Here is a 12,147-nt window from a genome sequence, read left to right as displayed (position 1 = left end):
ATGACATCAGATAATGGCAGGCTGAGCAAGTGGCGGGATCGATTCAGACCGAACGGGATAGACCTCGGTCCGCCGGTCAGCGAAGAAGCATTCTAAGGTACGGCCCACCGTGCGGAAAGCCAGCTCGTCCCATGGAATGTCCGCTTCGTCGAATAGTTGCACTTCCAGGCTCTCGGGGCCGGCAGAAAAGTCCAGGTCCACCAGCTCGGCGCGGAAGAACACATGTACCTGGCTGATATGCGGCACGTCGATCAGGGTATAGATGCTCAGGTTGCGCACCCGGGCGCAGGCTTCCTCGGCGGTTTCGCGAATGGCTGCCTGCTCGATGGTTTCGCCGTTTTCCATGAACCCGGCGGGCAGGGTCCAGTAGCCGCGACGTGGCTCGATGGCTCGCCGGCACAACAACACCTTGGTGCCCCAGGTCGCCACGCAGCCGGCGACGATGTTGGGGTTCTGGTAATGAATGGCCTGACAGCTGTCGCAGACAAAACGCAGGCGCGAATCGCCCTCGGGAATGCGCTGGGTCACCGGGTTACCGCACTGGCTGCAAAATTTCATGCTGGGGTTCCTGAATGCTGCGCCTATCTTGGCGTGCGGCAGTGTCTGTCGGCAAGTTGTCGTTTCGCGACATGGGGCTGTTGCGGGGGTTGGGCGACCGCGGCGATTGGTGCATGATGCCGGGTAGGGCACAGATCGAGAACACTCATGCTGGACGAGCTACTGCATCGGGTTAGCAACCACACACCAAGCACATTGGAGACCGACCGTCGTTTTCCCGAAGCCGCGGTGCTGGTGCCCATCACCCGCAGTGACGAGCCTGAGCTGGTGTTGACCCTGCGTGCCAGCGGCCTGTCGACCCATGGCGGCGAAGTCGCCTTTCCCGGCGGGCGTCGCGACCCTGAAGACCCGGACCTGATTTTCACCGCCCTGCGCGAAGCCGAAGAAGAGATCGGCCTGCCGCCGGGGCTGGTCGAGGTGATCGGTCCGCTCAGCCCGCTGATCAGCCTGCATGGCATCCAGGTCACGCCCTATGTCGGGGTCATCCCGGATTTTGTCGAATACCGGGCCAACGATGCCGAGATCGCCGCGGTGTTCAGTGTGCCTCTGGAGTTCTTCCGCAAAGACCCCCGCGAACATACCCATCGCATCGATTATCAGGGCCGCAGCTGGTATGTGCCGAGCTATCGCTTCGGTGAGTACAAGATCTGGGGGCTGACGGCGATCATGATCGTCGAGTTGATCAACCTGCTGTATGACGCCAAAATCAGCCTGCACCAGCCTCCCAAAAGCTTTATCAATATCTGAAGCCATCGTTCGAATGGTCTGAATCTGCCTGCCTGAGTCTTGAGGACAACACGATGAAATACCGCCTGGGCGACGCCCGCGTCGAAACCCACCCACAGAGCTGGGTCGCACCCAATGCCGTGCTGGTGGGCAAGGTCAAGCTGGAAGAGGGCGCCAACGTCTGGTTCAACGCCGTCCTGCGCGGCGACAACGAGTTGATCCTGATCGGCAGGAACAGCAACGTCCAGGACGGCACCGTGATGCACACCGACATGGGCTACCCGCTGACCATCGGCACTGGCGTGACCATTGGCCACAACGCCATGCTCCACGGCTGCACCGTGGGCGATAACAGCCTGATCGGTATCAACGCGGTGATTCTCAACGGCGCGAAGATCGGCAAGAACTGCATCATCGGCGCCAACTCGCTGATCGGCGAAGGCAAGGAGATTGCGGACGGATCGCTGGTCATGGGTTCGCCCGGCAAAGTGGTGCGCGAATTGACCGAGCCGCAAATCAGGATGCTGGAAGCCAGCGCTGCTCACTACGTGCACAACTCGCAGCGTTATGCCCGCGACCTGGCCGAGCAGGAACAATGACCGCCACCGAACGCCCGGTCGCATCGCCCTGCGTGAACATTTGTGCGCTGGACGACGATGATATCTGCACCGGTTGCCAACGCACGGTGGAGGAGATTACCCGCTGGAGCCGCATGACCAACGACGAGCGGCGCAAGGTGCTGGGGTTGTGTCATGAGCGGGCCAAGGCCAGTGGGTTGATCTGGATGATCGGGGCAAAACCGGGGAATTGAGGCGCGGCCTTTTCTGTAGGAGCGAGCTCGCTCGCGATGGACTTAAGAACGCCGCAGCGTGTCAGATTTGCCGCGTTATCGTTCACGACCATCGCGAGCAAGCTCGCTCCTACAGTATTCTGTGCGCCAAATTGACAGGTACTTTCCCGCCCATGCTCTTCCTGATCGCCTACATCAGCAGCGTCGTGCTGATCAACTACGCCTTTTCCACCGCGCCACACCTGGACATCATCTGGTCCGCGTGGGGCGGTCTGGTGTTCATCCTGCGCGACATGGTGCAAGCCCGTTTCGGCCATGGCGCCCTCGCGGCGATGCTGGTGGCGCTGGTGTTGTCCTATGTCACCTCCGATCCGTCCATCGCCCTGGCCAGCGCCACGGCCTTCGCTGTTTCCGAATGCATCGACTGGCTGGTGTTCAGCATCACCAGGCGCCCGCTGCATGATCGCCTGTGGATAAGTTCGGCCCTGAGCATTCCCCTCGATACCTTTATCTTTTTCGGCATGATCGACGCCCTGACGCCGGGGGTGATCGTCACCGCCCTGGGTTCGAAGTTCGCCGGGGTCACCGCCGTGTGGCTGATCATGGCCTGGCGCCTGCGCAAACAGGCTGTCGTCGGCTGAAGTTCATGTAAAATGCCGCGCTTTCTCCCCATGGGAAGCGCGCATGGCGACGCGTCCCTCGATGATCCGCTCCTTGAGGACCTTCAGATGACCCGTATCGGAACCCCATTGTCGCCCACCGCGACCCGCGTATTGATGTGTGGCTGTGGCGAGTTGGGCAAGGAAGTGGTGATCGAGCTGCAACGTCTGGGCGTTGAAGTGATCGCCGTGGACCGCTACGCCAATGCGCCGGCCATGCAGGTGGCACACCGCAGCCACGTGATCAACATGCTCGACGGTGCCGCCCTGCGCGCCGTGATCGAAGCCGAGAAGCCGCACTTCATCGTGCCGGAAATCGAAGCCATCGCCACCGCGACTCTGGTGGAGCTGGAGGCCGAAGGTTTCAACGTGATCCCGACTGCCCGCGCCGCGCAATTGACCATGAACCGCGAAGGCATCCGTCGCCTGGCCGCTGAAGAACTGGACCTGCCAACCTCGCCGTACCATTTCGCCGACACCTTCGAGGACTACAGCAAAGCCGTCGAAGACCTCGGTTTCCCGTGTGTGGTCAAGCCGGTCATGAGTTCCTCGGGCAAGGGCCAGAGCCTGTTGCGCAGCGTCGATGATGTGCAGAAAGCCTGGGACTACGCCCAGGAAGGTGGCCGTGCCGGTAAAGGCCGGGTGATCATCGAAGGCTTCATCGATTTCGACTACGAAATCACCCTGCTGACCGTGCGCCACGTCGGCGGCACCACTTTCTGCGCGCCGGTCGGCCACCGTCAGGAGAAGGGCGACTATCAGGAATCCTGGCAGCCGCAAGCCATGAGCCCGATTGCCCTGGCCGAGTCCGAGCGTGTTGCCAAAGCCGTGACCGAAGCCCTGGGTGGCCGTGGTCTGTTCGGTGTCGAACTGTTCATCAAGGGTGATCAGGTATGGTTCAGCGAAGTCTCGCCGCGCCCGCACGACACCGGCCTGGTGACCCTGATCTCCCAGGACCTGTCGCAGTTCGCCTTGCATGCACGGGCCATTCTCGGTCTGCCGATTCCGTTGATCCGTCAGTTCGGGCCATCGGCCTCGGCGGTGATCCTGGTGGAAGGACAGTCGACCCAGACCGCTTTCGCCAACCTGGGCGCGGCCTTGAGCGAGCCGGATACTGCGCTACGCCTGTTCGGCAAGCCTGAAGTCAACGGCCAGCGCCGCATGGGCGTTGCCCTGGCGCGCGACGAATCGATCGAAGCCGCCCGCGCCAAGGCGACCCGTGCTGCGCAGGCGGTTGTCGTCGAACTGTAAAAAGGCGGAATTCCTGTAGGAGCGGGCTTGCCCGCGAAGGCGGTGTGTCAGTCGAAGAAGATGTTGGATATACCGGCCTCTTCGCGGGCGAGCCCGCTCCTACAGGGGGGCGGTGCCAGGCATCAGGTCTGGCTCTGCCTATAATTTGTGGATGCCGCAAGACCCTTCATTAAAGCTCCAGGCCTGTACCCATGAATTCGCAAAGCATCATCGTCCCGAAAATCTCCACCCTGCCGGTGCATGAACCCCGGGCCCGGGCGGTCGTGCGCTGGCTGGTGCGCAAGAACATCGTCCAGGAAGAACTGACCACGTGCGGGCGCACCGGCAATCGCATGGGCCACGCCATCGCCGAGGGTGCTCGTGAGGTCGTGCTGAACCCGCAGGCCCTGCCGTTCGGCGAAGCGGTTAACGGCCTGGAGATCGTCACCAAGCGCTGCATCTATACGCCGGCCAAAGGTTTTCTTGGCGAAGCGGGCTGTGCCGAGTGCCGCAAGGAAATCGGCGAAGCCCTGTTCGAAAGCCTGGAAGACTGGATGCCGGGGCGCACCGATAACTTCACTTGCCCGGAATGCGGGCATGAAGACGACATCAACGGGTTTCTGTTTCTGCAGGAATGCGGCTTCTCCAACCTTGGTTTCATCTTCAATAACTGGGCTGAAGCCGGGTTCAAGCAGAGCTTTCTCGACGAATTCGCCGATTGGCTGGATCAACCCGTCAGCTGGGTAAAAGTCGAACTGTAACTCACGATCGACACCGACCTTTGTAGGAGCTGGCTTGCCAGCGAAGGCGGTGTATCAGACAGACCGGATCGCCTGATTCGCTGGCAAGCCAGCTCCTACAAAAGCCCCGTCGATCACTGCGTCAATAATAGACAGAGTTTTACATTGAACCCGAGGGGGTGTCTGACTATAATGGCGCGCTTCCATTTTCCCGCTCGGGAGCCCCCGCGATGCTGCGTATCAGCCAAGAAGCTCTGACATTCGACGACATTCTCCTAGTGCCCGGTTATTCCGAGGTGCTTCCTAACGAAGTCAGTCTCAAGACCCGCCTTACCCGTGGCATCGAGCTGAATATTCCACTGGTTTCCGCTGCCATGGACACCGTCACTGAAGCCCGACTGGCAATCGCCATGGCTCAGGAAGGTGGTATCGGTATCATCCACAAGAACATGACCATCGAGCAGCAAGCTGCCGAAGTGCGCAAGGTCAAGAAGTTCGAAGCCGGCGTTGTCAAGGATCCGATCACCATCGAGGCTGACGCCACGGTGCGTGACCTGTTCGAACTGACCCGCATGCACAACATCTCCGGCGTTCCGGTGCTGCACAATGGCGACCTGGTCGGCATCGTCACCTCCCGTGACGTGCGCTTCGAGAACCGTCTGGAAGCCACCGTTCGTGAAGTGATGACGCCTAAAGAGCGTCTGGTCACGGTCAAGGAAGGCGCCAACAAGAATGATGTGCGTGAACTGCTGCACAAGCACCGCATCGAACGCGTACTGATCGTCGACGACAAATTCGCCCTCAAAGGCATGATGACTGTCAACGACATCGAAAAAGCCAAGGCTTACCCGCTGGCCAGCAAGGACGATCAAGGTCGTCTGCGTGTCGGCGCAGCTGTGGGTACCGGTAAAGATACTGGCGATCGCGTTGCTGCGCTGGTCGCTGCCGGCGTTGATGTGGTGGTGGTCGACACTGCCCACGGTCATTCCAAAGGTGTGATCGACCGCGTTCGCTGGGTCAAGCAGAATTTCCCTGAAGTGCAGGTGATCGGCGGCAACATCGCCACCGGCGCTGCCGCCAAGGCCCTGGCCGAAGCCGGCGCTGACGCAGTCAAGGTCGGTATCGGCCCTGGCTCGATCTGCACCACCCGTATCGTCGCCGGTGTCGGCGTACCGCAAATCAGTGCCATCGCCAACGTTGCCGCTGCCCTTGAAGGCACTGGCGTACCGTTGATCGCCGACGGCGGCATCCGTTTCTCCGGTGACCTGTCCAAGGCCATCGTTGCCGGTGCTTCCTGCGTGATGATGGGCTCGATGTTCGCCGGTACCGAAGAAGCGCCGGGCGAGATCGAACTGTTCCAGGGCCGTTCGTACAAGGCTTATCGCGGCATGGGTTCGCTGGGCGCCATGTCCCAGGCCCAGGGTTCCTCCGACCGTTACTTCCAGGACTCCTCGGCAGGCGCCGAGAAGCTGGTTCCGGAAGGTATCGAAGGGCGTGTTCCGTACAAGGGCACCCTGAGCGCGATCATCCACCAGTTGATGGGCGGCCTGCGCTCCTCAATGGGCTACACCGGTAGCGCCAACATCGAAGAGATGCGCACCAAGCCTGAGTTCGTGCGGATCACCGGTGCCGGCATGGCCGAGTCCCACGTTCACGACGTGCAGATCACCAAGGAAGCGCCAAACTACCGCGTAGGTTGAGCCTTCAAGCAACAAGCTAAGCAACCGGGGCTGTTTTATTCAGCCCCGAGTTGTTTCTGAATCACGACTGTTTCCGAATTTTTTAGACGAGACTGAATCATGGCCCTCGACATTCACGCTCACCGCATCCTGATCCTCGACTTCGGTTCCCAGTACACCCAACTGATCGCCCGCCGCGTGCGTGAAATCGGCGTGTACTGCGAACTGCACCCGTTCGACATGGACGAAGATGCGATCCGCGAATTCGCTCCTAAAGGCGTCATCCTCGCCGGCGGCCCGGAGTCGGTTCACGAAGCCAACAGCCCGCGCTGCCCGCAAGCCGTTTTCGATCTGGGCGTACCGGTCTTCGGTATCTGCTACGGCATGCAGACCATGGCCGAGCAACTGGGCGGCAAGGTTGAAGGTTCCGAGCTGCGTGAGTTCGGTTATGCCCGCGTTGACGTGGTCGGCAAGAGCCGCCTGCTCGACGGCATCGAAGACCACATCGACGCCGACGGCCTGTTCGGCCTCGACGTGTGGATGAGCCACGGTGACAAGGTCACCCGCATGCCCGAAGACTTCCACATCCTGGCCAGCACCCCGAGCTGCCCGATCGCCGGCATGTTCAGCGACGAACGTCGTTACTACGGCGTGCAGTTCCACCCGGAAGTGACCCACACCAAGCAAGGTGGCCGCATTCTGTCGCGTTTCATCCTCGACATCTGCGAGTGTGAAGCCCTGTGGACGCCGTCGAAGATTGCTGAAGACGCCATCGCCCAGGTTCGCGCCCAGGTCGGCACCGACAACGTACTGCTCGGCCTGTCCGGCGGTGTGGACTCGTCCGTGGTTGCCGCGCTGCTGCACAAGGCCATCGGCGACCAGCTGACCTGCGTGTTCGTCGACAACGGCCTGCTGCGCCTGCACGAAGGCGAGCAAGTGATGGCCATGTTCGCCGAGAACATGGGCGTCAAGGTGATCCGCGCCAACGCCGAAGAGCAGTTCCTGGGCAACCTGGCCGGCGAAGCCGACCCGGAGAAGAAGCGCAAGATCATCGGCCGTACCTTCATCGACGTGTTCGATGCCGAATCCTGCAAGCTGGACAACATCAAGTACCTGGCCCAGGGCACTATTTACCCGGACGTGATCGAGTCGGCTGGCGCCAAAAGCGGCAAGGCTCACGTGATCAAGTCGCACCACAACGTGGGCGGCCTGCCGGAAGAAATGAACCTCAAGCTGGTTGAACCCCTGCGCGAGCTGTTCAAGGACGAAGTCCGTCGTCTGGGCCTGGAACTGGGCCTGCCGTACGACATGGTCTACCGTCACCCGTTCCCGGGCCCGGGCCTGGGCGTGCGGATCCTCGGTGAAGTGAAGAAGGAATACGCCGACCTGCTGCGTCGCGCCGACCACATCTTCATCGAAGAACTGCGCAAGGCCGACTGGTACCACAAGGTCAGCCAGGCGTTCGTGGTGTTCCAGCCGGTGAAATCGGTAGGCGTGGTCGGCGATGGCCGTCGTTACGCCTGGGTCGTGGCCCTGCGTGCCGTGGAAACCATCGACTTCATGACCGCGCGTTGGGCTCACCTGCCTTACGAACTGCTGGAAACCGTCAGTGGCCGCATCATCAATGAAATCGAAGGCATCTCCCGCGTCACCTACGACGTGTCGAGCAAGCCGCCGGCGACCATTGAGTGGGAGTGATCCCGCGCCAGCCCTGAGGGCTTGAGCGTCGGATAAAAAGCCGTGTGAACGAGAGTTCACACGGCTTTTTGCATTGTTGCGGGACCTTCCTGCGGCCCGTCGTCACGCCCGCTTTGCTGTTCCTTTCACAATTGCGGGTGTATCGTATTCGCCTTTTGCGGGCCTGGGGCCTGCTGCAATTCATGTGAGGTAGTTGAGTTCATGTCGTTTACCCGTCGCCAAATCCTCGGTGGCCTGGCCGGTCTTGTTGTCGTTGGTGTTGGTGCGGGGGGCGCGTCGCGTTACTGGCTGGGCAAGATGGCTGACGCCGAGGCGGGCCACGACTACGAACTGATTGCGGCGCCGCTGGACGTCGAACTGGTGGCCGGGCACAAGACTCAGGCTTGGGCGTTCGGCCCATCGGCACCGGGCACTGAGTTGCGGGCGCGCCAGGGTGAATGGTTGCGGGTACGCTTCATCAACCACCTGCCAGTCGCCACCACCATTCACTGGCACGGCATTCGTCTGCCGCTGGAAATGGACGGTGTGCCTTATGTGTCGCAATTGCCGGTGCTGCCGGGCGAGTACTTCGACTATAAATTCCGTGTGCCGGACGCCGGCAGCTATTGGTATCACCCACACGTGAACAGCAGTGAAGAGCTTGGCCGTGGCCTGGTCGGGCCGTTGATCATCGAAGAGCGCGAGCCGACCGGTTTCAAGTATGAGAAGACATTGAGCCTCAAGAGCTGGCATGTCGACGACGTGGGTAACTTCGTCGAGTTCAGCATTCCCCGTGAAGCGGCCCGTGGCGGTACGGCAGGGCGCCTGGCGACAATCAATGGCGTGCCGCAAGCGGTGATCGACCTGCCGGCCGGGCAGATCACCCGTGTACGCCTGCTCAACCTCGATAACACCCTGACTTATCGTCTGAACATTCCCGGCGTCGAAGCGCAGATCTATGCGCTGGATGGCAATCCGATCGAACCACGTCCACTGGGCAAGGAATACTGGCTGGGCCCTGGCATGCGCATTTGCCTGGCGATCAAGGCCCCGCCGGCCGGTGAGGAGCTGTCGTTGCGCAACGGCCCGGTGCGCCTGGGCACGTTCCGTTCGGTAGCCAATACCGAGGCGCCGACCGATTGGCCGCCAGCACTGCCGGCCAATCCGATCGCCGAGCCGGACCTGGCCAATGCCGAGAAACTCAACTTCAATTTCGAATGGGTCGGCTCGGTGTCGGTCAATGTCGATAACGGCAAGCCGCCGAGCCTGTGGCAGATCAACGGCAAGGCCTGGGATATCTCGGACAAGACCTGCGCCGACCGCCCGATTGCCAAGCTGGAAAAGGGCAAAAGCTACATCTTCGAACTGAAAAACATGACTCAATATCAGCACCCGATTCATCTGCACGGCATGAGCTTCAAGGTCATTGCCTCGAACCGGCACAAGGTCATTCCGTATTTCACCGACACCTACCTGCTGGGCAAGAACGAGCGCGCGCAAGTGGCGCTGGTGGCGGATAATCCTGGCGTGTGGATGTTCCACTGCCATGTGATCGATCATATGGAAACCGGCCTGATGGCCGCCATCGAGGTGGCGTGATGCGTCAGATTCGTCCCGCCGCCATCATCGACCGCAGTCGTGATCGCGAATTCATGCACGAAGCCCTGGCACTGGCGGCCCAAGGCGCGGCCCTTGGCGAAGTGCCGGTGGGCGCTGTGCTGGTACAGGACGGGGAAATCATCGGGCGCGGTTTCAATTGCCCGATCAGTGCCAGCGACCCGAGCGCTCACGCCGAGATGGTCGCCATCCGCGCCGCCGCCCAGGCCGTGAGCAACTACCGCCTGCCGGGCAGCACGCTGTATGTGACCCTGGAGCCGTGCAGCATGTGCGCAGGCCTGATCGTGCATTCGCGGATTGCGCGGGTGGTGTACGGCGCGCTGGAGCCGAAAGCCGGGATCGTGCAGAGCCAGGGGCAGTTCTTTACCCAGGGCTTTTTGAATCACCGGGTGTTGTATGAAGGCGGGGTGCTGGCGCAGGAGTGCGGGGCGGTGCTCAGCGAGTTCTTCAAGGCCCGACGGGCAAAGCCAACAGACTGAACACGGACCTTGTAGGAGCTGGCTTGCCAGCGATGGCGTCGGCACATCAAACATTGATGTCGACTGATTCACCGCTATCGCTGGCAAGCCAGCTCCTACAGGGGGTTGTGGGTCATTTTTTCGCGACGATCACCGCCCGCATCGGTGCCGGCAGCCCTTCAACGGTCTTGCTGTGATCCTCGGGATCGAGGAAATCGCTCAGCGACTGATACTTCATCCACTCCGTCCCGCGCTGTTCCTCGACCGTGGTGGTGCTCACGTCCACGCATTTCACATCGGTGAACCCTGCGCGACGCAACCACAGTTCCAGCGCCGGCACCGACGGCAGGAACCACACGTTACGCATCTGCGCGTAGCGGTCTTCCGGCACCAGTACCTGGTGTTTGTCGCCTTCGACTACCAGGGTTTCCAGCACCAGCTCACCGCCCTTGACCAGGCAATCCTTCAGCGCCAGCAAATGCTCGATCGGCGAGCGGCGGTGGTAGAACACGCCCATGGAAAACACTGTGTCGAAACCTTCGAGGTTTGGCGGCAGGTCTTCGAACGGGAAGGGCAGGTGCCAGGCATTCGGCTCGGACAGGTAACGCTGCACCGCCTGGAATTGACAGAAGAACAGCCAGTTCGGGTCGACACCGATCACACTGTCGGCACCGGCGCCGAGCATGCGCCACATGTAATAGCCGTTGCCGCAGCCGACATCGAGGATGCGCTTGCCAGCAAGGTCCAGGTGCGGGGCGACCCGTGACCATTTCCAGTCCGAGCGCCATTCGGTGTCGACGTGCACGCCGAACAGGTCGAACGGCCCCTTGCGCCATGGCGACAGTCCCATCAACGCGGTGCGCATTTGTGTGCGGGTTTCATCGTCGCAATCGGTGTCCAGCTTCAGGCCATTGAGCAAATCGACTTCGCTCGGCTGGATCTTCGGCAGGGCGTCGAGCGCACTTTGCCAGCGCTCCAGGTCGCCGTGACCCTTTTCCATCTTCTTGTCTAGTTGTGCCTGCAGGGTGTTGGCCCAGTCGGCCAGCGGTGTACCGGCCAGGCGGCGGGCGAGGGGGGACAGATCAATCATGGCAAGGCAATCAACGAGGCAAAGTTAAGACACTGGAACCACGGCACGACTTTCGAGAACCCGGCGGCCAGCAGGCGTTCGCGGTGTTCTTCGAGGCTGTCGGGCTTCATGACGTTTTCGATGGCGCTGCGTTTCTGGGCGATTTCCAGCTCGCTGTAGCCGTTGGCGCGTTTGAAGGCCACGTGCAGGTCGGTCAGCAGCGCGTGTTCTTCGGGGTCGTTGAAACGCAGCTTCTCCGAGAGGATCAGCGCGCCACCGGGCAGCAGCGATTGGCGGATGCGCGACAGCAACGCCAATCGTTGGTCCGGGGCGATGAATTGCAGGGTGAAGTTCAGCGCCACCACCGAGGCTGGCTGGAATTGAAGGGCGAGGATGTCGCCCTCGATCACTTCAACAGGCAGTAACTCCTGGAACATCGAATCCTGAGCGTTGAGGTACTCGCGGCAGCGTTCGACCATCGCCGTTGAGTTATCCACAGCGATCACCCGGCAACCGTCGGTGCGCACGTGCCGGCGCAGGGCCTGGGTCACGGCACCCAGCGAAGAGCCCAGGTCGTAAAGCACGCTGTCCCGCTGGGCGAACTGCGCGGCAAGCACACCGAGGTTTTCGACGATGGTCGGATAACCCGGCACCGAGCGCTTGATCATGTCCGGGAACACCCGCACCACGTCCTCGTTAAAGGCGAAGTCAGGCACCTGGGCCAAAGGCTGGGCGAAAAGGCGATCGGATTCTTTACTCACGGCGGTTCCAGCGGTGCAGGTGGAAAAGGCCGGCATTTTAGCCAAGTTGGCGCGCGGATGCGCGGGTTGTCTGATAAAGCGGCGGGATAGGTCTGGATTCTTCGTTGTCAGTGATATCGCTATCGCGAGCAAGCTCGCTCCCACAGGTACAGCGCTATCTCTGTGGGAGCGAGCTTGCTCGCG

Annotated in this window: 13 protein-coding genes; 10 read left to right on the top strand and 3 right to left on the bottom strand. The window is 61.2% G+C overall.

The features are described from left to right. Positions 1 to 6: 6 nt before the first annotated feature. Positions 7 to 558 carry an NUDIX hydrolase gene (locus KGA81_RS20280; RefSeq protein WP_223547873.1) on the bottom strand — a complete coding sequence of 184 codons (552 nt, stop codon included), beginning with the start codon at positions 556 to 558 and terminating at the stop codon, positions 7 to 9. Positions 559 to 705: 147 nt separating this feature from the next. Here KGA81_RS20280 and KGA81_RS20275 point away from each other — a divergent pair, with 147 nt between their 5' ends. The 10 genes from KGA81_RS20275 to tadA all read left to right on the top strand — a co-directional run bounded on the left by KGA81_RS20275 (position 706) and on the right by tadA (position 10,155). Then, positions 706 to 1,305 (top strand): CoA pyrophosphatase, encoded by a 600-nt coding sequence (locus KGA81_RS20275; RefSeq protein ID WP_223547872.1) that lies wholly within the window; start codon positions 706 to 708, stop codon positions 1,303 to 1,305. A 53-nt stretch (positions 1,306 to 1,358) separates the two neighbouring features. Continuing rightward, complete coding sequence (locus KGA81_RS20270) at positions 1,359 to 1,883, top strand: gamma carbonic anhydrase family protein (protein WP_223547871.1); 525 nt, start codon at positions 1,359 to 1,361, stop codon at positions 1,881 to 1,883. Beyond that, on the top strand, positions 1,880 to 2,095 hold the full coding sequence (locus tag KGA81_RS20265) for a DUF1289 domain-containing protein (RefSeq protein ID WP_223547870.1): 216 nt from the start codon (positions 1,880 to 1,882) through the stop codon (positions 2,093 to 2,095). The genes KGA81_RS20270 and KGA81_RS20265 overlap by 4 nt, the downstream gene beginning before the upstream one ends. 152 nt (positions 2,096 to 2,247) lie before the next feature. Further along, complete coding sequence (locus KGA81_RS20260; RefSeq protein WP_223547869.1) at positions 2,248 to 2,715, top strand: VUT family protein; 468 nt, start codon at positions 2,248 to 2,250, stop codon at positions 2,713 to 2,715. A gap of 87 nt (positions 2,716 to 2,802) precedes the next feature. Then, the gene (gene purT, locus KGA81_RS20255) at positions 2,803 to 3,984 is read left to right on the top strand and encodes a formate-dependent phosphoribosylglycinamide formyltransferase (protein WP_218429477.1); all 1,182 of its coding nucleotides are present in this window, start codon (positions 2,803 to 2,805) and stop codon (positions 3,982 to 3,984) included. A 191-nt stretch (positions 3,985 to 4,175) separates the two neighbouring features. Further along, positions 4,176 to 4,724 (top strand): sugar ABC transporter ATPase, encoded by a 549-nt coding sequence (locus KGA81_RS20250; RefSeq protein ID WP_223547868.1) that lies wholly within the window; start codon positions 4,176 to 4,178, stop codon positions 4,722 to 4,724. 209 nt (positions 4,725 to 4,933) lie between these two features. Further along, positions 4,934 to 6,403 (top strand): IMP dehydrogenase, encoded by a 1,470-nt coding sequence (gene guaB / locus KGA81_RS20245; protein WP_223547867.1) that lies wholly within the window; start codon positions 4,934 to 4,936, stop codon positions 6,401 to 6,403. Positions 6,404 to 6,502: 99 nt separating this feature from the next. Next, positions 6,503 to 8,080 carry a glutamine-hydrolyzing GMP synthase gene (guaA, locus tag KGA81_RS20240; protein ID WP_008053207.1) on the top strand — a complete coding sequence of 526 codons (1,578 nt, stop codon included), beginning with the start codon at positions 6,503 to 6,505 and terminating at the stop codon, positions 8,078 to 8,080. 201 nt (positions 8,081 to 8,281) lie between these two features. Further along, the gene (locus KGA81_RS20235) at positions 8,282 to 9,658 is read left to right on the top strand and encodes a multicopper oxidase family protein (RefSeq protein WP_223547866.1); all 1,377 of its coding nucleotides are present in this window, start codon (positions 8,282 to 8,284) and stop codon (positions 9,656 to 9,658) included. Beyond that, positions 9,658 to 10,155 carry a tRNA adenosine(34) deaminase TadA gene (tadA, locus tag KGA81_RS20230; RefSeq protein WP_223547865.1) on the top strand — a complete coding sequence of 166 codons (498 nt, stop codon included), beginning with the start codon at positions 9,658 to 9,660 and terminating at the stop codon, positions 10,153 to 10,155. The genes KGA81_RS20235 and tadA overlap by 1 nt, the downstream gene beginning before the upstream one ends. 112 nt (positions 10,156 to 10,267) lie before the next feature. Here tadA and cmoB read toward each other — a convergent pair whose 3' ends face one another. Together cmoB and cmoA are read right to left on the bottom strand one after the other, a co-directional pair. Continuing rightward, positions 10,268 to 11,224, bottom strand: coding sequence for a tRNA 5-methoxyuridine(34)/uridine 5-oxyacetic acid(34) synthase CmoB (cmoB, locus tag KGA81_RS20225; RefSeq protein ID WP_223547864.1), 957 nt, complete (start codon positions 11,222 to 11,224; stop codon positions 10,268 to 10,270). Then, the gene (gene cmoA / locus KGA81_RS20220; protein WP_223547863.1) at positions 11,221 to 12,000 is read right to left on the bottom strand and encodes a carboxy-S-adenosyl-L-methionine synthase CmoA; all 780 of its coding nucleotides are present in this window, start codon (positions 11,998 to 12,000) and stop codon (positions 11,221 to 11,223) included. The genes cmoB and cmoA overlap by 4 nt, the downstream gene beginning before the upstream one ends. Between the last annotated feature and the right edge of the window lie 147 nt (positions 12,001 to 12,147).

Origin of the sequence: Pseudomonas sp. A-B-19 (genome assembly GCF_019947515.1) — a bacterium.
In the GTDB taxonomy this organism is placed as follows: Bacteria; Pseudomonadota; Gammaproteobacteria; order Pseudomonadales; family Pseudomonadaceae; genus Aquipseudomonas.
The sequence above is the reverse complement of the archived record's forward strand: the minus strand, read 5'-3'. Positions and strand labels throughout refer to the sequence as shown.